The sequence below is a fragment of the Paenibacillus sp. OAE614 genome (genome assembly GCF_040546645.1).
In the GTDB taxonomy this organism is placed as follows: Bacteria; Bacillota; Bacilli; order Paenibacillales; family Paenibacillaceae; genus Paenibacillus_AQ; species Paenibacillus_AQ favisporus.
Window position 1 is genome coordinate 5,940,229 of sequence record NZ_JBEPOD010000001.1, and the last position, 22,838, is coordinate 5,963,066.

Annotated in this window: 22 protein-coding genes and 1 riboswitch; of the genes, 1 reads left to right on the forward strand and 21 read right to left on the reverse strand. The window is 55.4% G+C overall.

Annotated elements, in window-relative coordinates; all coding sequences use genetic code 11:
- Window positions 1-211: 211 nt before the first annotated feature.
- From ABIE48_RS27320 to ABIE48_RS27335, 4 genes are read right to left on the reverse strand one after another with little or no spacing between them, the layout of a single operon-like run.
- On the reverse strand, window positions 212-769 hold the full coding sequence (locus tag ABIE48_RS27320; protein ID WP_192717196.1) for a flavodoxin family protein: 558 nt from the start codon (window positions 767-769) through the stop codon (window positions 212-214).
- Between the two features lie 42 nt (window positions 770-811).
- Window positions 812-1,915, reverse strand: a complete 1,104-nt coding sequence (locus ABIE48_RS27325) for a GerAB/ArcD/ProY family transporter (protein ID WP_145028323.1) — start codon at window positions 1,913-1,915, stop codon at window positions 812-814.
- 18 nt (window positions 1,916-1,933) lie between these two features.
- Entirely contained in the window at window positions 1,934-3,088 is a 1,155-nt protein-coding gene (locus ABIE48_RS27330; protein ID WP_145028320.1) for a Ger(x)C family spore germination protein, read from the reverse strand.
- Window positions 3,089-3,097: 9 nt separating this feature from the next.
- Window positions 3,098-4,528, reverse strand: a complete 1,431-nt coding sequence (locus tag ABIE48_RS27335; protein ID WP_145028318.1) for a spore germination protein — start codon at window positions 4,526-4,528, stop codon at window positions 3,098-3,100.
- 168 nt (window positions 4,529-4,696) lie between these two features.
- Between ABIE48_RS27335 and ABIE48_RS27340 the strand changes: the two genes are divergently transcribed.
- Window positions 4,697-5,122 (forward strand): VOC family protein, encoded by a 426-nt coding sequence (locus ABIE48_RS27340; protein ID WP_105442477.1) that lies wholly within the window; start codon window positions 4,697-4,699, stop codon window positions 5,120-5,122.
- Window positions 5,123-5,201: 79 nt separating this feature from the next.
- Here ABIE48_RS27340 and ABIE48_RS27345 read toward each other — a convergent pair whose 3' ends face one another.
- The 17 genes from ABIE48_RS27345 to ABIE48_RS27425 form a co-directional block, all read right to left on the reverse strand.
- Entirely contained in the window at window positions 5,202-5,825 is a 624-nt protein-coding gene (locus ABIE48_RS27345) for an alpha/beta hydrolase (RefSeq protein WP_192717197.1), read from the reverse strand.
- Entirely contained in the window at window positions 5,825-6,769 is a 945-nt protein-coding gene (locus ABIE48_RS27350) for a ring-cleaving dioxygenase (protein ID WP_192717198.1), read from the reverse strand. Before ABIE48_RS27350 ends, ABIE48_RS27345 begins: the two co-directional genes overlap by 1 nt.
- 282 nt (window positions 6,770-7,051) lie before the next feature.
- Complete coding sequence (gene purD, locus ABIE48_RS27355; protein ID WP_192717199.1) at window positions 7,052-8,335, reverse strand: phosphoribosylamine--glycine ligase; 1,284 nt, start codon at window positions 8,333-8,335, stop codon at window positions 7,052-7,054.
- 317 nt (window positions 8,336-8,652) lie between these two features.
- Window positions 8,653-10,200: a bifunctional phosphoribosylaminoimidazolecarboxamide formyltransferase/IMP cyclohydrolase gene (gene purH / locus ABIE48_RS27360; RefSeq protein WP_192717200.1), complete on the reverse strand. Its 1,548-nt coding sequence runs from the start codon at window positions 10,198-10,200 to the stop codon at window positions 8,653-8,655.
- Between the two features lie 510 nt (window positions 10,201-10,710).
- Complete coding sequence (purN, locus tag ABIE48_RS27365; RefSeq protein ID WP_076176807.1) at window positions 10,711-11,328, reverse strand: phosphoribosylglycinamide formyltransferase; 618 nt, start codon at window positions 11,326-11,328, stop codon at window positions 10,711-10,713.
- Entirely contained in the window at window positions 11,328-12,368 is a 1,041-nt protein-coding gene (gene purM, locus ABIE48_RS27370) for a phosphoribosylformylglycinamidine cyclo-ligase (RefSeq protein WP_192717201.1), read from the reverse strand. Before purM ends, purN begins: the two co-directional genes overlap by 1 nt.
- A 143-nt stretch (window positions 12,369-12,511) precedes the next feature.
- Window positions 12,512-13,993: an amidophosphoribosyltransferase gene (gene purF, locus ABIE48_RS27375; RefSeq protein ID WP_089548980.1), complete on the reverse strand. Its 1,482-nt coding sequence runs from the start codon at window positions 13,991-13,993 to the stop codon at window positions 12,512-12,514.
- Window positions 13,978-16,221 (reverse strand): phosphoribosylformylglycinamidine synthase subunit PurL, encoded by a 2,244-nt coding sequence (gene purL / locus ABIE48_RS27380; protein ID WP_192717202.1) that lies wholly within the window; start codon window positions 16,219-16,221, stop codon window positions 13,978-13,980. Before purL ends, purF begins: the two co-directional genes overlap by 16 nt.
- The gene (purQ, locus tag ABIE48_RS27385; protein ID WP_192717203.1) at window positions 16,199-16,888 is read right to left on the reverse strand and encodes a phosphoribosylformylglycinamidine synthase subunit PurQ; all 690 of its coding nucleotides are present in this window, start codon (window positions 16,886-16,888) and stop codon (window positions 16,199-16,201) included. The genes purL and purQ overlap by 23 nt, the downstream gene beginning before the upstream one ends.
- A gap of 5 nt (window positions 16,889-16,893) precedes the next feature.
- Entirely contained in the window at window positions 16,894-17,139 is a 246-nt protein-coding gene (gene purS / locus ABIE48_RS27390) for a phosphoribosylformylglycinamidine synthase subunit PurS (protein ID WP_076176812.1), read from the reverse strand.
- 114 nt (window positions 17,140-17,253) lie between these two features.
- The gene (locus ABIE48_RS27395) at window positions 17,254-18,141 is read right to left on the reverse strand and encodes a phosphoribosylaminoimidazolesuccinocarboxamide synthase (RefSeq protein WP_089548982.1); all 888 of its coding nucleotides are present in this window, start codon (window positions 18,139-18,141) and stop codon (window positions 17,254-17,256) included.
- A 23-nt stretch (window positions 18,142-18,164) separates the two neighbouring features.
- Complete coding sequence (locus tag ABIE48_RS27400; RefSeq protein ID WP_192717204.1) at window positions 18,165-18,362, reverse strand: hypothetical protein; 198 nt, start codon at window positions 18,360-18,362, stop codon at window positions 18,165-18,167.
- Between the two features lie 69 nt (window positions 18,363-18,431).
- Entirely contained in the window at window positions 18,432-19,727 is a 1,296-nt protein-coding gene (gene purB / locus ABIE48_RS27405) for an adenylosuccinate lyase (RefSeq protein WP_076176814.1), read from the reverse strand.
- 3 nt (window positions 19,728-19,730) lie between these two features.
- Window positions 19,731-20,903, reverse strand: a complete 1,173-nt coding sequence (gene purK, locus ABIE48_RS27410) for a 5-(carboxyamino)imidazole ribonucleotide synthase (RefSeq protein WP_192717205.1) — start codon at window positions 20,901-20,903, stop codon at window positions 19,731-19,733.
- Complete coding sequence (gene purE, locus ABIE48_RS27415) at window positions 20,900-21,385, reverse strand: 5-(carboxyamino)imidazole ribonucleotide mutase (protein WP_076176816.1); 486 nt, start codon at window positions 21,383-21,385, stop codon at window positions 20,900-20,902. The genes purK and purE overlap by 4 nt, the downstream gene beginning before the upstream one ends.
- Window positions 21,386-21,549: 164 nt before the next feature.
- A riboswitch (purine riboswitch) is annotated at window positions 21,550-21,651 on the reverse strand.
- Between the two features lie 219 nt (window positions 21,652-21,870).
- Entirely contained in the window at window positions 21,871-22,305 is a 435-nt protein-coding gene (locus tag ABIE48_RS27420; protein ID WP_076176817.1) for a universal stress protein, read from the reverse strand.
- 99 nt (window positions 22,306-22,404) lie between these two features.
- On the reverse strand, window positions 22,405-22,668 hold the full coding sequence (locus ABIE48_RS27425; protein ID WP_076176818.1) for a DUF1294 domain-containing protein: 264 nt from the start codon (window positions 22,666-22,668) through the stop codon (window positions 22,405-22,407).
- Between the last annotated feature and the right edge of the window lie 170 nt (window positions 22,669-22,838).

Below are 22,838 nucleotides of genomic sequence, written 5' to 3' on the forward strand. Positions count from 1 at the left end.
GTACGACTGTACTAATTAGTTTAGTACGGGTGTACTAAGCTGTCAATATCCAAACGGTTGATGCAGCATGGACCGTACTGTTGTCATGAATTTAACGCCTCTTCTTTCTCCCTAAGAGCAAGGAGAACATCAGGGAGCAGCAAAAAAGCCGCCGAGACGGCGACTCCTCATAGTTGTTCATTCGTTTCAGTCATATCACCCGGACACGCGGCTATTCTTGCACCTGCCGGATCAGACGGTCCCGGAGCTCATCCGCCAGCTTGATCGACGCGGTATCATGGATAACTGCCCCCGGCCGATTCCCCTCACCCAGGATATAGCCCCCAAACTTCGTTCCGAAAAAGGCAAAAATATGCTGAAACTGCTGGATCAGCGGCAGTCCTTTCAGCTGAGGATCGTCGCCGCCGACCGCAATCACATAAGCGGTTTTGGACTTCATCGATTCCCGGAAATGCGGGCGCTGATCGTCCCTGAGCGTTTGGGACCAGCGATCGATAAAGTTTTTCATATGGCCCGACATGCCGTACCAATACACCGGCGTGGCAAAAATCACAGTATCCGCGGCCAGCACGCGGTCAATCAGCGCGTTGTAATCGTCGCCCACGTCCTGAAACCCCTGCTCGGTATGTCGAAGATCCTCAATCGGTTGAACGGTATACTCTTTCAGCACAATCCGGTCCACGCCGGCAAATCCCCGGACGACCCGCTCGGTCAGAAGCTCCGTATTCCCGTCTGAACGCGTACCCCCATAAATGACAGTGATGCTCATCGTATTTCACTCCTTTGGCGTTTAAAATGGAGCTGTCCACATTCAGGTCTGCTCACTCCACCATTTTTTTGACCGTAATCTTAACATGGCCACGATCCCATAATACAGCGGAATCAGCTCGATAAATATCCACACCAGCACCGTAATAAAGGAGAAATAATGCTTCTGGTAGACAGACAAGTGGTAGGCGTAATAAAACGCAATCCCCGCCGAAACGAGCGTCAGCGAAGGGACGATGATTCCCTCTCCTTTTCCTTTCGTAAAATAGGACATGCACTTGGTTCCGGTATATATCAAAAAGGAGCAATGGATCAACATTGAAGCCGTCCATACCCCGATCATAAATGGGGCGGAGTTTTCCAACAGGCCATCGTCTATTTTACCTCGGATAATTTCGAGGAATGGATATTGGATCTGCTTGGCATAATGCGGACTGAAATTAAGCAGCGTAAACATCCATCCTGACAACAAGACTAAGGAATTTCCAACCGATGCAACCGCCAGCTTGGCGAACGTCCCTTTGCCCAATGTAAATTCCGGAGCAAGAAACAGGAAGACCACCCACTCGCTCACGACCGAAAACGTAGCCATTGTGTTGCTGAAAAAAGTAGGCAGGTCAAAGTAATGAAAAAAAGCCGGAAGCATCTGCACACTGGCGTTTTCAGCATAAAAATAGGTGATCAGCAGCGTGGTTGCAAAGATCAGCAAAAAAAGGCCCTCCGACATGTAGACAAGCGTTCTTGCCCCCAACCGGACGACGTAGAGGATCACGAGGCTGATGATGAGCTGGATGAACCAGGGCGGGGTTCCTTTCAAGTAATTGGTCCCGAAAAACAAGACGAAGCTTTGGATATCGTAGGAGGCGTAGTATACCGTCCATGCAAGCAGCATAACAACGAAGGCTCCATGTATCCCTTTACCCATGATTCGGTTTCCGAAGGTGACCCAGGAGGAAGCCGGCTGAAGCTTGCCGACATAGACCACATAGAACAAAATGATTAAGCCCAGGAGGGACCCGAACACGATGCCCGCAATTCCTTGATAGCTTGACGTGGATACCAGCTCTGGAATAAGGAAGATGGACGCCTGGGAGTTAAAATAAACAAAGGCAAATCGGGCCAGCCTCCAGTTGTTGTTCGAAGTCATTTCGCCTCGCTCCCCTTCTCAATATTCTTTCCCGTAATCGTCCAGGCTCAGCTTGGTGACTACGCGCACCTCGGCATTCTTCTTATAGTAGTCCGGCCATTTGCCTTTCACCTGCTGCCAGTACTGCGGGGCGTTCCACTCCAGGAGAAACCCGAGCTGAAGCACATCGGCTCCGATTTGTTGAGAGTAGGCAATGCTCTTCCTGAAGTCTTCGGAGACGGTTTCTCTCATTTGGTTCATGATGGTCCCGCTGACGTCCTTCACGAAGCGGTGAGAAGCGTCCTTTTTGGCTATGATGCTGGCCCTGCCTTTGAGATGAACCGTAAAAACCGGGCCGTTTGGGGTCATTTTGACCGAAGTTTTGCCGTTCGTATAAGTGAATTTAAGATCCGCTTTGCTCTTGCCGTGATCCCATTGAACGGAATAAATCGGAAATTTGAGATGCCCATGGGCCCAGGCGATCGTTTTGGCTTCTTCATAGGGGAGCGTGCCTTTCAATCGGCCTTGCTGAAACAAAGCCGCCCCTTTAATTCCCGTCCACGTTTCGCTTTTATGAGCATCGGCGGCGGAATGGATCTTGTCGTTCTGCAATAAGGTGGCGGCGTATCCCAAGCCTGCCGCGTCTGCAACGAGACAGTCCCTGATGGTCGTATTCAGCATATAACCTTGGGTGGCGAAGCTTAGCAGTACCGTCGTGGGCAGCTGTTCAAAAATCGGCGTCAGGTGTGCGGCATCATCCAGCTTACCGGAAGCAACTAACAAGTATGCCCCGATCGGGACATCGGGTTCCCTCTTGATCCATTCCAGAAGATCGCCGATGCCCTGCTCGCCGTATTGCTCGCTGATCATCACGACTTTGATTTCGGACAGGCTGAGCTGGCGCGACAAATCTTTGTGGATATATTCCAGCGCCTTGCCGATGCTCGTGGATTGCTTGGTGATCAAGGAGTAGGGTTTATCCTTGCCGCCTCCCCCGCCGCTTAACTGGTCCGAATCCAGGCGGTTGGTCAGAGGTGTGCTGATCGAGACCTTCACCGTACCGGGTTCTTCGCCGACATCGACAAACACCCCGTTCACGAAAATACGCTGATCCAGCTCGACTTTGGACCAGCATCCAGTGATGCTGCACAATATGATGACCATCAGCCCAACTTTCAGAAGTGTCGTTTTCATAGAAATGGATTATCTCCTCCGATGCCGGATTCTCGAAAAGGCGCTGCTGCGTTTGTTCATCAAAGGTGATGACAGCCGCAACAGCGTGTCTTTCCAATCGGACAGGACGAGCGGTGCAACCGGCTGCAAATATGGGGCCCCGAAGGACCTTAAGTGCACCAGATGCGCGTACAGAACAAAAGTACCTGCAAATATTCCGATCAGCCCCATCGAACCGCCCAAAATGAGAAACGGGAAACGGAGCATCCGAAAGATAAGCCCCAGCTCCAGATGGGGAATGATATAAGATGCCACCCCTGTGATCGAAACGACGATGACCATGGGAGCGGAGACGATGCCTGCTTGAACGGCGGCTTGGCCAATGACGATCCCCCCGATGATCGAGACCGTCTGGCCGACAGGCTTCGGAATTCTCATGCCCGCCTCCCGCAGCGCTTCAAAGGTCAGCTCCATAAGCAGCGCTTCCGTTAATGCCGAGAACGGGATGCGTTCACGGGCGGATGCGATCGTAATCAGCAGATGAGCCGGCAGGACTTGAGGGTGGAACGTCGTAATCGCTACGTACAATGAAGGCAATAAGATCGACAACAGCGAAAAAGCGAATCGGACCGTGCGAATCCAGCTGGCTGCAAAGGGACTCTGAAAATAATCCTCCGAGGCCTGCAATAACGAAAACAAGGTGACCGGAGCGATCACAGCATTGGGTGCCCCGTCCATCAAAATGCAGACGCGCCCCTCGAGCAAAGAGGCTGCAACGGCATCAGGCCGCTCCGTATATTGAAATATCGGAAACGGCGTGGAGCTTTCCTTGAAATGTTCCACTACATAACCAATGCCGAAAATCCCATCGATGGATAGGCTTTGCAGCTTACTGTCGATTTCGGCTAACACTTCGTTTTTGGGCATTCCCTCGATATAAACCACATAAACCAACGTGTTGGTATAGTCGCCGACGATATATTCCTTCAACTTCAGCTTCGGATGCCGGATCTTATGGCGCAGTAAAGACAGGTTGCTTTGGATATCCTCGATAAAAGCTTCTTGCGGACCCGTAACGACCAACTCATTTTGCGATTCCGCAATCGATCTTTTCTGGTACTGTACGGTGTCAAAATAATAAAAATCGTCCGTTTGATCCACATGCAGGACGGCCTTCCCTTGTACGACCAGGACGGGGGCCTCTTCTGGGTCGGAAATGGAATGATAGACGACCGGAAACGCGGTTCCTTGCTGCAGGTTACGGCGAAAAGCATCCCAACTCCCCGTCCGGCTTTCGGCCAGCAAAAAACGGGCGATGTTCTTTTGAATCATCGCTTGGTCTACAATGGAAGGTATATAGAATAACGTACAAGTTCTACCGTCAATGAGAAATGGCTGGCAAACCAGATCCGGGGAATCCTTCAGCTGCTGTTTGAGGATATCCAGTGCGGTTCCCTTCATAGTTTCTCACCTCTTGTGTACGATGATCGGTTCTCATATCATGCCAGAAATGAAGTCAAATTATTCCTTAATGATGACAATCAAGCTGTCACCAATACATTGCTATAATCAAAAGTACAAGCAGAAGACATAGCACACACTTTAATCCAAGAAGGAGGATGTAACACGATGAAGCCAAGTATATCCGTTTTGACCCTGGGGGTAGACGACTTGGAAAGGGCGCTGGCCTTTTACCGGGATGGACTGGGGCTGCCTACGGAAGGCATTATTGGAACAGAGTTTGAGCACGGCGCGGTCGCGTTCTTCGACCTTCAGGCCGGGGTGAAGCTGGCTGTCTGGAAAAGAGACGACCTCGTCCACGACGCCAACATCGAGCGCACGGCCCCCAGCAGTGCGGAGTTTACGATCGGCCACAACGTTACCAGCAAGGAAGAGGTCGATCAAGTGATGGAACAGGCGCGTCAGGCGGGAGCTACCATCACCTCACCCGCGCACGACACGTTCTGGGGAGGGTACTCCGGTTATTTTCAGGACCCCGACGGGCACTTGTGGGAAATCGTCTGGAATCCCGCTTGGGAGTTTCCGGAGGAGTAAAGAACGGAATTCCAACGCAACAAAAAAAGGTTGCCGGGATGAGTCCCAAGCAGCCTTTTCCTTATGTTCGATCAAACCATTATACTTTACTGTTAAAATGACGCTCAAACCAGGCGGTCGCCGCATCAATCTCCAGCTTGCTCAGCTGGTGTCCGTAATTTGCCCAATGCAGCTCGGAATCCGCACCGGCGTCAGACAGCAGGGAATGGAGCTCCTCGGTCTCACTGATGGAGCAGATTGGGTCATTCGTCCCTGCCCCGATAAATACCGGAACGCCGGTTAGATCAGGCAGCTCCTTCCCGCGCAGCGGAACCATCGGATGCAGCAGAACCGCGCCCTGCAGGGCGTCGCTGTAATGGAACAGCAGGCTCGCGGCAATGTTGGCGCCGTTGGAGAAGCCGACAGCCACCATCCGGTTCCGGTCGATGGAATACTGCGCTGCCGCCTCATCCAAAAAGGCCTTCAGCTCATGCGTCCGCGCAACCAAATCTTCTTCGTCGAACACCCCTTCGGCCAGTCTCCGGAAGAAACGCGGCATGCCGTGCTCCAGAACGTTTCCCCGCACGCCAAGCACGGATGCTCCTGGTGCTATCATGTCTGCGATCGGGAGCAAATCCCGCTCATTCCCACCCGTTCCGTGAAGAAGAACCAATACGGGTGCCTCCGGCCGACTTCCTTGAACAAAAATATGCTTCATACTCATCATTGTACGCCTCCCAACGCACGGACCTGAATGTCCGGCAAAAGTTGTTCTATCACTTCACGCTGCGGCTCATACCACTCGGGCAGCATGAGATGTGTCCCCATTTCCGTTTCCGGCTCATCTCGTGCAAACCCTGGCGGATCTGTGGCGATCTCAAACAAAATCCCGCCCGGCTCGCGGAAATACACCGCGTTAAAATACTGACGGTCGACGATCTGCGTCGGACGAAGACCGGCTTCCTCCACCAGACTTCTCCATGCCTCATGCTCGGCAAAATCCTTGGCACGCCAGGCGATATGATGCACCGTACCAGCACCGGCGGTCCCCCGCTCTTCCTGATCGATATTCACGTCGATGATGTTGCCGATGTCGCCGGTGCTGCGGTAACGGACCTGGCCTTGGTCTTCGCCGATTTTGGCCAGTCCGAGGATTTCTTCAAGGACCAGCATGGTCTGCTTAGGGTTATTGCTTCCCAAAACGGCGCCGCCAAATCCCTTAATGGCATGGTCCACTGGAATCCCGCTGAAGGACCAGCGGCTTGGCGCCCCTTCGGCCCGCTCCACCAATTCAATTTGCAGACCGGAAGGATCTTTGAATTGAATGTACGTTTCTCCGAATCTTTCCGTCGTGCCGTACGCCAAATCCAGAGAGCTCAGACGCTGCATCCAGAAATCCAGGCTTCCCGAAGGAACGGCATACACCGTCGTTTTTACCTGTCCGCCGCCAATAGTGCCTGCCCGGCTATGGTCCCTCGGAAAAAACGTAATAATCGTCCCCGGACTGCCGTGCTCGTTACCAAAGTACAGATGGTACACGTTCGGTGCATCGAAGTTGATCGTCTTTTTCACCAGTCGAAGCCCGAGCACCCCTGCGTAAAAATCAACGTTGTCCTGGGCGTTGTTCACGAATGCGGTAATGTGGTGGATTCCTGTCGTCTGCAGCATGGTTTGAAACCTCCTCTGTGCTCTCTGAATTTTAAACCTCTCATTGCGTTTACGACTTACCAAGCCTGATCTGAATTTATTTTAACATTAAGATTTATAAATACATAATATATGATTTAAAGACTTTTGGCAAGGGGTATTTGAAGAGTGATCTGCTGAACAACAAAAGGCGCCCCTTCGGTCGTGAATCGACTTCGGAACGCCTTCTATCTCATACCCGGCAAAATTACCGGGCAACATCCCTAGGGACATCCCTAAGGAAGCATCTCTAGCGAAACATCTTTATTTCCCGCTCTTCACCAATGCCTTGGCGGCGATGTCCGTGCGGTTCTGCTTGCCCTCGAAGGTAATCTTCTCGGCCTGCGCGTATGCCTTCGCGCGGGCTTCGGCGATGTCGGCACCCAGGCCGACAACGCCCAGTACACGGCCGCCGCTGGTGACGAACTCGCCCTGCTCGTTCTTTGCGGTTCCCGCATGGAACACGAGGGCGTCTGCCGCGTCGACTTGATCCAGCCCCTGGATTGGCAGCCCCTTCGGATACGAAGCGGGATAGCCGCCCGATGCGAGCACGACGCACACGGCGGCCTCATCGCTCCATTCGATGTCGATATCCGCCAGTGTGCCGTTCACGACCGCCAGGAAAATGTCGAGCAGATCCGTCTTCAGCCGCGGCAGCACGACCTGGGTCTCCGGGTCGCCGAAGCGGGCGTTGAACTCGATCGTGGTCGGCGTACCGTCCGGCTGGATCATCAGCCCGGCGAAGAGCACGCCCCGGAACGGCCGGCCTTCGGCGACCATCGCTTTGGCGGTCGGCTTGATGATATTTTCGACAGCGGCCTCAACAATCGCCGGATCCACATGCGGCAGCGGCGAATAGGTGCCCATGCCGCCCGTGTTCGGACCCTTGTCCCCGTCAAACACCTGCTTATGGTCCTGCGCAGCTGCCATCGGCCGCACTGTCTCGCCGTCGACAAAGGACAAAATCGACATTTCCTGCCCCTGCAGGAACTGCTCGATGACGACCTGAGCGCCGGATTCGCCGAATACTTTGGCGACCATGATGTCGTGGAGCGCTTTTTCCGCTTCCTCCATCGTAAATGCCACGGTGACGCCTTTTCCTGCGGCAAGTCCGTCCGCCTTAATGACGATCGGTGCCTGCTGTGACTGCAGATATGCGGATGCTTCTTCGAAATTGTCGAATTTGCGGTAAGCTGCCGTAGGAATGTTGTACTTATGCAGCAGGTCCTTCATGAACGTTTTGCTGCCCTCGATTTCAGCCGCCTTGCGGTTAGGCCCGAATACCGGAATATTTTTCGCCTCAAAGGCATCCACGATGCCGTCCGCCAGCGGATCGTCCGGTCCGACGACGACCAATCCCACTTCTTTCGTCAAAGCAAAGTCCGTCAGCTTGTCGAATTCATTGACCTGAATCGGCACGCATTCGGCGATCTGCCCGATCCCCGCATTTCCCGGGGCACAGAAGATCCGTCCCGCCTTCGGGCTCTTATGCAGCGCCCATACAATGGCATGCTCGCGGCCCCCGCCGCCAATCACCAAAATATTCATGTCCGCCTCCCGTTTCTTCGTTTATGCACGTTAATTTTTCATCAGAACCTAAACATTCGCGTCATCCTACCGCCAAGATTACGGTGTCGACACCCTTTATAGCAGACAGCCGCGTTCAGCGGAGATTTTGATGACGGGAGCAGCTGCTGGGGGTGACCTTTCCGATAACAGCCCGGCTGCAATCACCCTTCCCAAACTTTATCCCAAACCTCTTAAACGCGGCTATCTCAGCCTTTTTCACTTTTCAATGCATAGCGGCAATGACTATACATATGACGGTATTGAGTTTCCCCCAGCCATATCGGCGAGTTCCCGTCTTAGTGTTTAAAATGTCTTACGCCCGTAAATACCATCGCAATGCCGTATTCGTTGGCGACTTTAATGGACTCCTCGTCCTTGATGGAGCCGCCAGGCTGAATGACCGCGGTAATCCCGGCTTTGGCCGCCAGCTCCAGCGTATCGCCCATCGGGAAAAATGCATCGGAAGCGAGCACCGATCCCTTGGCTTTGTCACCCGCCTGCTCGATGGCGATTTTGGCGGAGCCGACGCGGTTCATCTGACCCGCACCCACACCAACGGTCATGTTGTCCGCCGCCAGCACGATCGCGTTGGACTTCACATGCTTGACGACCTTCCAGCCGAACAGCAGCTGCTTCAGCTCCTCTTCGCTAGGCGCACGATCGGTTACGACTTTCAGATCGGCTTCGTCCAGCGAATGCACGTCGCTTTCCTGTACGATCATGCCACCGTCGATCGACGTCACGACAAATTGGCTGGCCCGTTCCTTGGCGGAACCGAATTCGCCCATTTTCAGCAGACGGATGTTCTTCTTCTTCGTCAAAATTTCGAGTGCCTCATCGGTGAAGCCCGGTGCCAGCACGATTTCCAGGAAAATTTCGCTGAGCAGCGCCGCGGTGTCGCTGTCGATAATGCGGTTAGCCGCGACAATGCCGCCAAAAATGGAGGTCGGGTCCGCGCTGTAGGCTTTTTTATAGGCTTCCAAAATGCTTTCGCCTGTGCCTACACCGCAAGGGTTCATATGCTTGACCGCCACGACAGCCGGTTCGTCGAATTCTTTGACGATCTGCAGCGCCGCGTTGGCGTCGTTGATGTTGTTGTACGACAATTCCTTGCCGTGCAGCTGCTCGGCGGTTGTGATAGTGCCGGATGGAGCGAGCGGTTTGCGGTAGAACGCCGCTTTCTGGTGCGGATTCTCGCCGTAACGAAGGTCTTGGATCTTCTCGTAAGTGACCGTCAAACGCTCAGGAAGAGGATCGCCTGTGACGTTCGACAAATAATCGGAAATGAGGGCATCGTATGCGCCGGTGTGGCGGAAAACTTTGGCTGCAAGCCGTTTGCGCGTTTCCAGCGTCGTATCTCCGTTCTCGCGGATTTCCGCAAGTACGGTGCCGTAGTCGGCCGAATCGACAACTACGCTGACAAACGCATGATTTTTGGCTGCCGAACGAAGCATGGTCGGACCGCCGATGTCGATATTTTCGATCGCATCTTCATACGTAACGTCCGGTTTAGCAATCGTCTCCTGGAACGGATACAGGTTTACGACCACCAGATCGATGTAGTCCAGGCCCAGCTCTTTCATCTGCTGCTGATGCTCTTCGCTGTCACGGACAGCCAGAAGGCCGCTGTGTACCGCCGGATGCAGCGTCTTAACGCGTCCATCCAAAATTTCCGGAAACCCGGTCACTTCGGAAATGCCGATGACCGGCACGCCTTCCTGTGCCAGCAGGCTTTTCGTGCCCCCTGTCGAAATGATCTCCACGCCCAATGCAGACAGCTCGCGGCAAAAATCCACGATGCCCTTCTTATCCGATACGCTGACCAGCGCTCTTTTAATACTCACGATATGCTCCTCCTTTATGTGTAAAAACGATAACTTTCGCTCGAAGCTCATTTATTTCCCGAGAAATATCGAAAAGATTCCCCGGCATCCGCCGTAAGCGGGCCGAGCCGACAAAACCGTCAAATCCCTCCACAAAGCGCACATTTTGCTCGATATCGGCCGAAGTCTTTGCGGAAACACCGAAATTTATCATTTCTTATAAGTTGAACTACTGAAATGGATGATAGGGGCAAGTACGTAAAAAGTTCCTACGATCGCTCTTGTTTTCGTATTTCTTGATTAATGGATCCAACCTAATGGAGAAATCCGAAAGCCAAATGCGAACGCTTCGCTTCTTCAGAATCGTTTTACTCCCTTGCCCTGCATCCTATTCTTTTAATTCAACTTATATTATACGAAAAAGCCGCTGACAGCCGCCGCCATTCGTGTCGGAACCGCGGCAGTTGTCCCTTATCCCCTTACCCTATCTCTATATCTTTGTGTTGTTACCATTCCAACCACATCAAGGCATCATCCCTTAAGCAGCGTAACTTTCCGGCCCTCCAGCTTCACTCTACCCTGGGCAAAAAGAGCAACGACCTGCGGGTACAGCTCCTGTTCCACAGCATGCACCGCCTGCGCAAAAGACTCCTCCGTCTCATGCTCGGCCACCTCGATCGCCCGCTGGGCGATAATCGGTCCTGTATCCATGCCGCCGTCCACAAAATGCACGGTTACGCCGCTCAGCTTGACGCCATAGTCCAGCGCTTGCCCGATCGCGTTTGTCCCGGGAAATGCCGGGAGCAGCGACGGATGAATGTTGATCAGGCGTCCCGCATATTTGTCGACGATCACGGAAGTCAACAGACGCATGTACCCTGCCAGCACGACCAGGTCGATGTCCAGCTCCTCGAGCTTGGCGACGATTTCCGCTTCATATTCCTCGCGCGATCCGTACTGTTTGGGAACGAACAGATGCTTAGGAATGCCGAGGCGCTCCGCCCGGCCGACGACAGGGGCCGCCGGTTTGTCGCAGACGAGCAGCTCCACCGTCGCGCCGCCGAGCCTTCCCTCAGCGGCCGCTTCGGCTAATGCCTGAAAGTTGCTTCCCGTTCCGGAAGCAAACACAGCAATCCGGTAGCCGCTCATTAGACATCGGCTCCCGTAAAGGTCACAACCGACTCACCCGGCGTTACCGACCCGATGATGTACGCTTCCTCGCCGCTCGCCTTGAGCAGCTCCAGCGCCTGCTGCGCATCGCCTTCGCTGACGACAAGGACAAGCCCGATGCCCATATTGAATGTGGTGAACATGTCACGATTGGCAATACTGCCCTTGCTCTGCATCAGCTCAAAAATCGGCAGGATCGGCCAGGAACCGTAGCGGATGTCCACGTTGACGTTCGCAGGCAGCATGCGCGGAATGTTCTCGATGAAGCCGCCGCCGGTGATGTGCGCCATGCCTTTCACGTTGACCTTTTCCAGCAGAGCCAGCAGAGGCTTCACATAGATTTTGGTCGGTGTCAGCAGGACGTCGCCCAGCTTGCCGCCCAGTTCAGGGATTTCATCGTGCAGGCTGTAGCCGGACTGCTCAAGCAGGAGCTTGCGCACCAGGGAGAAGCCGTTGCTGTGCACGCCGCTCGATGCGATGCCGATGACCGTATCTCCAGGGGCGATGGACGCGCCGTTGATAATTTTGCTTTTATCGACAACGCCGACCGTAAAGCCCGCGATATCGTATTCGCCTTCGGCATACATGCCGGGCATCTCGGCGGTTTCGCCGCCGATCAGCGCGCAGCCGGACTGATGGCAGCCCTCGGCGATGCCGGCCACGATCGCTTCGATCTTCTCCGGCACGACCTTGTCGCATGCCAAGTAGTCAAGGAAAAACAGCGGCTCTGCCCCCTGCACCACGATGTCGTTGACGCACATGGCCACCGCGTCGATCCCGATCGTGTCATGACGGTCCATGGCGAAGGCGATTTTCAGCTTGGTGCCGACCCCGTCCGTTCCGGAAACGAGCACAGGCTCCTCATATTTGTCCTTATTCAGGCCGAACAGCGCCCCAAAGCCGCCAAGATCTGTCATCACTTCCGGACGAAACGTCCGTTTCACGTGCTTCTTCATCCGTTCTACCGCTTCATTTCCGGCCGCGATATCCACACCGGCATTTTTATAAGCCTCAGACACTCCCACGACACTCCTTTGTCAAATGCTCCGCCACTTTTTAAGCGGGTAAAGTATTCATATCCTGAATCGATCCACAGACACAGCCCAAACCTTCAGCCCGGCAATGCCATCGCGATCAGTAATCGCCCTGCATTCCAAGCCCATCAGCAGCTGCAGCCAAACTTCTCTTCACCGTTAAAATCCAGATGCGTCGGATAATCGTTGTCGAAACAAGCCAGGCACAGCCCGCCCTTGTAATCATCCGCATTGTTGCCTGCAATCGCAGTGATCAGACCCTCCGGGCTAAGGAACGCCAGCGAATCGGCGTTAATTTCCCGGCAGATTTCTTCCACCGACTTGCTTGAGGCAATCAGCTCGCGCCGGTCCGGCGTGTCGATGCCGTAAAAGCACGGATTTTTAAAAGGCGGCGACGTAATCCGCACATGCACTTCCACCGCCCCGGCGTCGCGAAGCAGGTTCACAATCCGGCGGGAGGTCGTGCCGCGGACGATCGAATCGTCGATCATGACGACACGCTGGCCTTCGACCACGCGGCGCACGGCGCTGAGCTTCATCTTGACGCCCTGCTCGCGCAGCTCCTGGCTTGGCTGGATAAAGGTGCGGCCCGTGTATTTGTTTTTGATGAGCCCCATCTCGTACGGGATCCCCGTCTGCTCCGCGTAACCAATCGCTGCGGAAATACTGGAATCCGGCACCCCGGTCACGATATCGGCGTCGACAAACGATTCGATCGCCATCCGGCTGCCCATCCGCTTGCGGGCGGCGTGCTGGTTCGAGCCGTTCATGTCGCTGTCGGGACGGGCAAAATAGATGTATTCCATCGCACACAGCGATTTGCGGTGCTTTTTCTCCTCAAACCGGTCTTCATGCAGGCCGTCTTTGTCGAGAATAAGCAGCTCGCCCGGCTCGATGTCGCGGATCAGCTCCGCGCCGATCGTCTCGAGTGCGCAGGTCTCCGAGGCGAAAATATACGCCTCACCGAGCTTGCCCATCGTCAATGGCCGCAGCCCGTGCGGATCCGACGCGACCAGCAGCCGGTCGTTCGTCATGATCAGGAACGCATAGCCGCCGACGATGCGGTTGAACGCGTCTTTGGCCGCGGAGACGAGATCCTTCGGCGAACGCGCGATCAGATGCGCGATGACCTCCGTGTCGCTCGTCGTCTGGAATATCGACCCGCCTTCCTCCAGCTCGCGCCGGATTTGCGGGGCGTTCACGATGTTGCCGTTGGTCGCCACGGCCAGGTCGCCGTCACGGTACTTGAACACCAGCGGCTGCGCGTTCGTCAGCTTGCTGTCGCCGCTCGTCGAATAGCGCACGTGCCCGATGGAGATGTCCCCGGTCAGGGAAGCCATCATGTCTTTGTCGAATACCTCTTTGACGAGCCCCATCCCGCGGTGGTAATGAAATTCCTCGCGGTCGCTGACGCACATCCCCGCGCTTTCTTCCCCGCGGTGCTGCAGGGCATGCAGCCCATAGTAGGACAAAGAAGCGGCGTCCGGGTGTCCATAGACCCCGAACACGCCGCATTCTTCTTTTAATTTGTCGAACAGCCCGTCTTTGCCCGAGCCCTCGTTATAGTAGTCTCCCGTCCACAGCGTTTGCGGTGTTACTTCATGAGACATGGAATCGCATCCTCCCAGACCTGCTTCAAGCCTCCTACACTTTCGTTCACGGCCGAAGCACCGTTGATGTCAACCACCAGACTGTCACCTTCCACGATGCCGATTTCGGCAACCGGCACGCCTTGACCTTCAATATAAGCTTTCAGCTGCTCTGCCTTGTTCCGGGATGCTGAGAGCAGGATACGGGATTGGGATTCGCTGAACAGGGCTACGTCCGGACGCAGGCCGGTTTCGACATGTACCTGGGCACCCAGCGAACCGCTGATGCAGGACTCGGCCAGCGCTACTGCAAGACCGCCCTCGGACAAGTCATGCGCCGACTGTACGAGTCCTTGCTGGATCGCACCAAGCACGGAGGACAGCAGTTTTTTCTCCGTATCCAAGTCGAGCGCCGGAGGACGTCCTTCCGTTGCCCCATGCACGACGTATTGGAACTCGCTGCCGCCCAGCTCCGCTTTCGTGTCGCCGAGCAGGAAGATGACGTCGCCTTCTTGTTTGAAGCCTTGTGTCGTAATATGATCCGTATCATGCACCAGACCGACCATGCCGACGACTGGCGTCGGGTAGATCGCTCCGCTGGCGTTCTCATTGTACAGGCTGACGTTACCGCCGATGACCGGCGTATCCAGCACGCGACAGGCTTCGGCCATGCCGTCTACCGCACGCTCCATCTGCCAGAAAATATCCGGCTTCTCCGGACTGCCGAAGTTCAGGTTGTCCGTGATCGCCAGCGGCTCGGCGCCGGAGCAGACGATGTTGCGCGCGGCTTCGCTGACCGCGATGCGGCCGCCGACTTCCGGATCGAGATATACGTACCGCCCGTTGCAGTCGGTCGTCATCGCGAGGCCTTTACGCGTGCCTTGGATCGTAACCACTGCCGCGTCGGAACCCGGACGGACCGCCGTGCTCGTGCGGACCATGTAATCGTACTGATTGTATACCCAGGCTTTGCTGGCGACCGTCGGGGAAGCCAAAACCTGCTTCAGGGCGCCGCCCAGGTCTTTCACTTCTTCGTAGCGCAGCGTATCGACGCCGGCGTTTGCTTCATAATAAGCTGGCACGCTCGACGGCTTGTTGTAAACCGGGCACTCGTCAACAAGTGCCTTGACCGGCATGTCGCCAACGACCTCGCCGTGGTGGAACAGCTTCAGGCGGCCGTCGTCGGTAACCTTGCCGACCTTGGCGCAGATGACGCCCCAGCGCTCGAAAATTTCCATCGCCTGCGCTTCGTCCTTCGGCTCAACGACGAACAGCATGCGCTCCTGGGATTCGGAGAGCATCATCTCGTACGGCGTCATGCCTTCTTCACGCTGCGGCACCTGGTCGAGGTACAGCTCCAGGCCGTTGCCCGCCTTGCTCGCCATCTCCGCACTGGAGCAGGTCAAGCCGGCTGCGCCCATGTCCTGAATGCCGAGCACGATCCCGGAATCGATCAGCTCCAGGGTCGACTCCATCACCAGCTTCTCCATGAACGGGTCGCCGACCTGAACGGCCGTCTTTTTCGCTTCCGACTCTTCGCTGAGTTCAACCGAAGCAAACGTCGCACCGTGAATGCCGTCGCGGCCGGTAGGAGGACCTACGTAGAAGACCGGGTTGCCCACGCCTTTAGCCACGCCGCGCTGAATTTTGTCGTGGTCGATCAGACCGACGCACATGGCGTTGACCAGCGGATTGCCGTCGTAGCTGTTGTCGAACATCACTTCACCGGCAACCGTCGGAATGCCGATACAGTTGCCGTATCCGGCGATGCCGGCCACAACATGCTCAAACAGATACTTCACGCGGTCGCTTTCGAGCTTGCCGAAACGCAGCGAGTTGAGCAGCGCTACCGGTCTTGCACCCATCGAGAAAATGTCGCGGATGATGCCGCCCACGCCGGTCGCGGCGCCTTGATAAGGCTCTACCGCGGAAGGGTGGTTATGGCTTTCGATTTTGAACACGACCGCCTGGTTGTCGCCGATGTCGACGATCCCCGCGCCTTCGCCCGGTCCCATCAGGACCCGCGGGCCGCTGGTCGGGAAGCGGCGCAGGAGCGGCTTCGAATTTTTGTAGGCACAGTGCTCAGACCACATGACGCTGAACACGCCGATTTCGGTATAATTCGGCTGACGTCCCATAAAGGAGCAGATCAGCTCGTATTCACTGTCCGATACCCCAAACTGCTGATAGATTTTCTGTTCCGCAATCTGTGCTGCGGTCGGTTCCTTAGCGGACACTTGCTGCGCCATGGGTATCCCTCCAAGCCTTCAAAATGGATGTAAACATACGCTTGCCGTCCTCGGAGCCGAGCAGGGAGTTCACTGCGCGTTCCGGGTGCGGCATCATGCCGACGACGTTGCCGCGCTCATTGCAGATGCCGGCGATATCCAGGACAGAGCCGTTCGGATTGCTGCTGTAGGTAAAGACGATTTGGTTATTTTCCTGAAGACGCGCGAGCGTCTCTTCATCACAATAGTAATTCCCTTCGCCGTGGGCGATCGGAATGACGATTTCTTCATTTTCGCTAAAGTCGGTCGTGAACGGCGTGCGGTTGTTCGCCACCTTCAGCACGGTATCATTGCAGCGGAACTTCATGGACGTGTTGCGCAGCAGCGCGCCCGGCAGCAGACCCGCTTCCGTCAGGATTTGGAATCCGTTGCAAATGCCCAGAATGTATTTGCCTTGCTCTGCAGCCTTGGCCACTTCACTCATGACTGGAGCAAACCGTGAGATCGCCCCGCAGCGAAGGTAGTCGCCGTAAGAGAAACCGCCAGGAACCAGAATGCAGTCGTAAGCGGACAGGTCTGTTGCGGTATGCCAGACGTAATCGACAGGCTCCCCGAGTGTTTCCTCTACCGCTTTGTAGCAGTCGATATCACAGTTGGAGCCGGGAAAGACGAGAACTGCAAATTTCATGGATGTTAGCCCTCCAATTCGTATCGGTAATCCTCGACCACCGTATTCGCCAGAAGCTTCTCACACATGGCTTTGACGCGTTGTTCCGCCTCAGCACGGTCATTCGTGTCCAGCTGAAGCTCCATGTATTTCCCGATGCGGAGGCTCGACACTTCCTCGAATCCCATCGAATGAAGCGCTCCCTGCACCGCAACCCCCTGCGGATCGAGTACGCCCTGCTTAATAGTGACATAGACCGTAGCTTTCATCATGTTCTTCTAGTTCCTCCTCTAGGAATGAGTGAATGAGTGACTGAATCTTTTTCAGGCCTGCATTAGCTAAAAAATCGTCTAAAACCTAAGTTCGTTACTATAGCGGTTTCTATCTTAAACGCGCTTCGTCAGGCGTTCGTAAATATCCACGTATCTGCGGGTCGTTTCGTCTACCACCGGCTGCGGCAGCGGGTCCGGCTGGCTGTTCTTGTCCCATGGTGTTGAGGCAAGGTAGGATCGCACCGGCTCCTTATCCATGCTGTCGATCTCGATGTCCAGCGCGTAGTTTTCCTTCGCCCAGAAGCGCGAGGAGTCCGGCGTAAAAATCTCGTCGATCAGGATTACCTTGCCGTCCAGTACGCCGAATTCGAACTTGCAGTCCGCCAAAATGATGCCGCGCTCATCGCAGTACCGCCGCGCGAAGTCGTACAGCTTCAGGCTCTTCTCCTGCAGCTCCAGCGCCAGCTCTGCGCCGATCAGCTCCTTCATGCGCTCCATGGAGATGTCCTCGTCATGGCCGACATCGTTTTTGGCCGCTGGCGTGAAGATCGGCTCCGGAAACGCCTCGTTCTTGCGGATGCCCTCCGGCAGCTTGATGCCGTTCACTTCACCGCCCGCCTGGTACTGCCTCCAGCCGCCGCCGGTAATATAACCGCGCACGACGCATTCCATGTCGATCCGCTCGGCTTTGCGGACCACCATGATCCGGTCCTTCAAGAGCTCCTTGTTCTTCGCCACGGCGCCCAGTCGCTCGACGTCCGTATGGACAACATGGTTGTCCATAAAGTCCTTCGTCATTTCGAACCAGAACGCGCTCAGCTTGTTCAGCACGTTGCCCTTCTCGGGCACCGGCGGCTCCAGCACATAGTCAAAAGCGGATATGCGGTCGGTGACCACGATCAGCACATGCTCTCCCAAATCGTAAAGCTCGCGCACCTTGCCTTTGTACAGCAGCGGCGCGTCTACCAGTTCCACCGCAGTCGATACAGCCGGTGATGTCATGCGAATCCTCCCCATTTCTCGGCTCAACACTCGAAAATCCCCTCGTCGCCAGCGAGGCAGCCGCTGCAGTTACGGATCGTTCCGCCGATCGCTGTTGTCTCCAAATTTCTTGATAGGTCGCTCTTAAATAGCGGTTGAAATTCGGAGACAAAGGCGAACGCTGTCGCTTCTTGCGGATCGATTCCGTCCCTTTCGCTGCATTCGCTGAAGATGTGTGCCATGATGTTGAGTCCATCATTCTCCAAGCCTCTAATACGGGTTACTCACGATTAACTTCAAACCGAACGCTCTTATATCAAGCCAAGCTTTTTGAAAATCGTATCCACGTGCTTCAGATGCCACGACGGATTAAACGCATCTTCGATCTCTTCCGGGCTGAGCGCCTCCGTAATTTCCGGCGTCGCTTCCACGATGTCGCGGAACTGGCGCTGCTCTTCCCACGCCTGCATTGCCCGCGGCTGCACAGTATCGTACGCCTGCTCGCGGCTGAAGCCTTTGTCGATCAGCTTCGTCATGACGCGGCCGGAGAACGGCACGCCGTAGGTACGCGCCATGTTGCGCTTCATGTTTTCCGGGAACACGGTCAGGTTCTTCACGATGTTGCCGAAGCGGTTCAGCATGTAGTTCAGCAGCATGGTCGCATCCGGCAGGATGATCCGCTCCACGGAGGAGTGCGAAATATCGCGCTCGTGCCAAAGCGCCACGTCTTCATAGGCGGTCACCATGTGGCCGCGAATGACGCGCGAGAGGCCCGAGATGTTCTCGCAGCCGATCGGGTTGCGCTTGTGCGGCATCGCCGAGGAGCCCTTCTGGCCTTTGGCGAAGGCTTCTTCAACCTCGCGCACTTCGCTCTTTTGGAGCGCGCGGATTTCCGTCGCGAACTTGTCGAGCGACGTCGCGATCAATGCCAGCGTTGCCATGTATTCGGCATGGCGGTCACGCTGCAGCGTCTGCGTGGAGATCGGAGCCGGGCTCGTGCCGAGCTTCTTGCAGACGAACTCTTCCACGAACGGGTCGATGTTGGCATAGGTGCCCACCGCGCCGGAAATTTTCCCGAACTGGACGCCGTTCGCCGCGTGGCGGAAACGCTCCAGGTTGCGCTTCATTTCCTCGTACCAGAGGGCCATCTTCAGGCCGAAGGTCGTCGGCTCGGCATGAACACCGTGCGTACGTCCCATCATCGGCGTGTCTTTGTAAGCTATAGCCTTGTCTTTCAGGATCTCGATGAAGTTCAAAATATCCTTCTCCAAAATTTCGTTTGCTTGACGGAGAAGATATCCGAGCGCTGTATCCACCACGTCGGTGGAAGTGAGTCCGTAATGCACCCATTTGCGCTCCTGTCCAAGACTCTCCGATACCGCGCGGGTAAAGGCGATGACATCATGGCGCGTTTCCTGCTCGATTTCGTAAATCCGGTCGATGTCGAATTTGGCGTTCTCGCGAAGCAGCTTCGTGTCCTCCTTCGGAATGACGCCCAGCTCGGCCCAAGCCTCGCATGCGCACAGTTCTACTTCCAGCCATGCCTTGAATTTATTTTCTTCGGTCCAGATGGCCCGCATTTCCGGTCTGCTGTAACGTTCGATCATAAATTATCCTTGCCTCCAGATGTTAGTTTGTTCAACCCAGTCGAGTCCGTCCTGCACGTCTTTGCACAGCAGGTTGATATGTCCCATTTTACGGTCTTTCTTCACGTCGCCCTTGCCGTATAAATGAAGCTTCGGCACCACGCCGTATTCGGTGACGGCGATGCTCGGTCTGCCGCTGGCGCGGATCACCTGTTCCAGATGCTGGCCGAGCACGTTGACCATAACGACCGGGGTCAGCAGCGTCGTATCGCCGAGCGGCATGTTGCACACGGCGCGGACATGCTGCTCGAACTGCGAGGTGGCACAGGCCTCCATCGTGTAATGGCCGGAGTTGTGCGGACGCGGCGCCAGCTCGTTCACGTACAGCTGCCCATCCCTCGTCACGAACATCTCCACGGCCAGCAGGCCGACCGCGCCCAAGTGTTCCACGAGCTGCTCCGCCAGCTTGCGGGCTTCCCGCTGAACCTGCTCCTCGACTCTCGCCGGGACGATCGACAGGTGCAAAATGTTGTTCACATGAATATTTTCTGCTACCGGGAAGCTTTTTACTTCCCCTTTTGGGCTGCGGGCGGCAATAACTGAAATTTCGCATTGAAAATCAACGAATTTCTCCAGTACCAGCTCGCGGCCGGTGGCTGCCAGTTCCTCGTATGCCGCCTCGAGCTGATCCTCCGAGCGGAGAACGACCTGGCCTTTGCCGTCGTATCCGCCGGTGGCGGTCTTTAGCACGCCGGGAAGTCCGAGCTCGGCAGCCGCCTCTCTGAGGCTCTCCAAGCTCGTAATTTCGCGGTACGGCGCCACGGGCACGCCCGCAGCTTCGATCGCCCGTTTCTCCCGGAGGCGGTGCTGCGTCGTGTAGAGCAGCGCGCTTCCTTGCGGCACGCTGGATTCCTTCTCCAGCAGCGCGGCGACTTCTGCGTCGACGTTTTCGAATTCGTACGTAATGACATCCGACGCCGCCGCCAGCCGGCGGGCTGCATCAACGTCGTCGTAAGCCGCTTCAATCTGTCCTGCGACCTGCCCGCAGGGCGAATCCTGCGTCGGATCGAGCGTGATGAAGCGGTACCCCATAGCGGTTCCGGCCAGCGCCATCATTCGTCCCAGCTGGCCGCCGCCCAGAATGCCGATGGTGGAACCAGGGAGCCATGTCTGCTGCGATGCCTGATTGCTGCTCATAGCGAATCACTGCTTTCCAGCACTTCGTCGCGGATGGCATCTCTTCGAGCTTGCACCCGCGCTTGAACCTCGCTGTCATAGGCCCCGATGATTTGCGCGGCAAGGAGGCCCGCATTCGTAGCGCCCGCCTTGCCGATCGCCACCGTCGCGACCGGAATGCCGCCCGGCATCTGAACGATCGACAGAAGCGAATCCAGACCGTTCAGCGCCTTGGACTGCACAGGCACGCCGATGACCGGCAGCGTCGTCTTGGACGCTACCATGCCCGGCAAATGCGCGGCACCGCCGGCTCCGGCGATGATGACTTTGAGGCCGCGCTCCGCCGCCTGCTCCGCAAAGGCGAACATCAGGTCCGGCGTCCGGTGCGCGGACACGACCTTTTTCTCATACGGAATTTGCAGTTCGTCCAGGACGAGACATGCATGCTGCATCGTTTCCCAATCCGATTTGCTGCCCATAATGACAGCGACCGCTGCTGACATGTTTCAACCCACTTTCCAAAAGTTTTTTATTCATTCGGGAGAGACCCAAAAAGGCCCGGTGCCCGAGAAATACGTTGACTTTCAGGATACCGGACCGGGTAAGGAATACCGCTGCCGCAAACGCAGCAAGGAGGGAAGCCTTTCCGTCCATCGGAACCGGCGACTCCTCGGCAGTATTCCCTCGTAGTCCGGACATTTACGGTATCCGGGTAGAAACTTCCGGGCCATATCCCCGGCATTATACGAGATCAATTCATTCGATTATTTGTTCATTCCCTTAACCATCCAGTGATGGTTCTCTGCCTCTTCCAAATCCCTTAAGGCTTTACACCTAACAGTTTAACAATCCCCTACACAACATGTCAACTAAAACACGAACAATTAAAACAGTGTAAAATCGAATGTTCGGATTTTGCCGCTGATCATTCCTAAAACAAAACCAGTGCACCCCATATTCGGGGCACACTGGCTTACAATTCCATCATTTATTTAACGACAAGCACCGGAATGGTCGCATGCTGCACGACGTTGTGGCTGACGCTGCCGAGCACGAACTCCCGGATTCCGCCCAAGCCGCGGCTGCCGATCACGATCAGATCATTGCCTTTTTCCTTGGCATATTCCAGAATGACTTCCGCAGGTCCACCCTGGATCATCTCCGCATTGTAGGCGACGCCTTCACCGTCGAGACGTTTCTTCACTTCCGCGACCGTCTGCTCAGCGAGTTCATAGAAGTCCTGATTGACGGACGCCGGAATCGGAGCCATGCCTTCGCCAATGAATACGCGCGGGAAATCAAAGACATGTACGACGTCGATGACCGCGTCAGGCGCCGCTTTCGCCAGTTCGATTGCACGTTCAAGAGCCTTATTGGAAGCTTTGGAACCATCATAAGCTAAAAGAATTTTGGAAAATAACATGTGGACCCACCTGCGCTTTCTCTGTATGAAGTGTGAATTGAGATGTTATTAAACCGAATTAGCAAGAAATGAAACCATGTTGTACCATCAAGCGATAAATCAACTCATGAAAAATGCGTACAGAACTGCGTTGACGAACAGCAGCAGCGGTATCCCGACCCGAAAGCTCAGATGCCTGGTCTTATGGCGTTTGCGGTACATGGCGATCAGTACGCCCAGCGCACCGCCGATGGCGGCAAGCAGAAAGAGCGTTCTTTCCGGCACACGGTCACGCCTGTTTCTTGCCCTTCTTTTATCCTCGGACATGATCAGGTAACCTACCGCGTTGATAAAAATAAACCAGATCAAGAGCGCCGTCCTCACTTACGCTACCACCCCCGTTCTACTGCTTGCTTCTATTATAAAACTTTACTAGCCAAGAGACAAACCGCCAGGCATCCGTCTGCCAGTTTTCCCAGCAAAAACGCCTTCCTGGCTGAGTTTTCCTAAATAATGATGGAGCAAGTTTCCTCTCGAGTATGAGAGATTCCTCT

Bases quoted from the DNA above. Each gene is read 5' to 3' on its own strand.
- ABIE48_RS27320 (WP_192717196.1), bottom strand. From the start codon at position 769: ATGAGCATCACTGTCATTTATGGGGGTACGCGTTCAGACGGGAATACG.
- ABIE48_RS27325 (WP_145028323.1), bottom strand. From the start codon at position 1,915: ATGACTTCGAACAACAACTGGAGGCTGGCCCGATTTGCCTTTGTTTAT.
- ABIE48_RS27330 (WP_145028320.1), bottom strand. From the start codon at position 3,088: ATGAAAACGACACTTCTGAAAGTTGGGCTGATGGTCATCATATTGTGC.
- ABIE48_RS27335 (WP_145028318.1), bottom strand. From the start codon at position 4,528: ATGAAGGGAACCGCACTGGATATCCTCAAACAGCAGCTGAAGGATTCC.
- ABIE48_RS27340 (WP_105442477.1), top strand. From the start codon at position 4,697: ATGAAGCCAAGTATATCCGTTTTGACCCTGGGGGTAGACGACTTGGAA.
- ABIE48_RS27345 (WP_192717197.1), bottom strand. From the start codon at position 5,825: ATGAGTATGAAGCATATTTTTGTTCAAGGAAGTCGGCCGGAGGCACCC.
- ABIE48_RS27350 (WP_192717198.1), bottom strand. From the start codon at position 6,769: ATGCTGCAGACGACAGGAATCCACCACATTACCGCATTCGTGAACAAC.
- purD (WP_192717199.1), bottom strand. From the start codon at position 8,335: ATGAATATTTTGGTGATTGGCGGCGGGGGCCGCGAGCATGCCATTGTA.
- purN (WP_076176807.1), bottom strand. From the start codon at position 11,328: ATGAGCGGCTACCGGATTGCTGTGTTTGCTTCCGGAACGGGAAGCAAC.
- purF (WP_089548980.1), bottom strand. From the start codon at position 13,993: ATGTCTCATGAAGTAACACCGCAAACGCTGTGGACGGGAGACTACTAT.
- purL (WP_192717202.1), bottom strand. From the start codon at position 16,221: ATGGCGCAGCAAGTGTCCGCTAAGGAACCGACCGCAGCACAGATTGCG.
- purQ (WP_192717203.1), bottom strand. From the start codon at position 16,888: ATGAAATTTGCAGTTCTCGTCTTTCCCGGCTCCAACTGTGATATCGAC.
- purS (WP_076176812.1), bottom strand. From the start codon at position 17,139: ATGATGAAAGCTACGGTCTATGTCACTATTAAGCAGGGCGTACTCGAT.
- ABIE48_RS27395 (WP_089548982.1), bottom strand. From the start codon at position 18,141: ATGACATCACCGGCTGTATCGACTGCGGTGGAACTGGTAGACGCGCCG.
- ABIE48_RS27400 (WP_192717204.1), bottom strand. From the start codon at position 18,362: ATGGCACACATCTTCAGCGAATGCAGCGAAAGGGACGGAATCGATCCG.
- purB (WP_076176814.1), bottom strand. From the start codon at position 19,727: ATGATCGAACGTTACAGCAGACCGGAAATGCGGGCCATCTGGACCGAA.
- purK (WP_192717205.1), bottom strand. From the start codon at position 20,903: ATGAGCAGCAATCAGGCATCGCAGCAGACATGGCTCCCTGGTTCCACC.
- purE (WP_076176816.1), bottom strand. From the start codon at position 21,385: ATGTCAGCAGCGGTCGCTGTCATTATGGGCAGCAAATCGGATTGGGAA.
- ABIE48_RS27420 (WP_076176817.1), bottom strand. From the start codon at position 22,305: ATGTTATTTTCCAAAATTCTTTTAGCTTATGATGGTTCCAAAGCTTCC.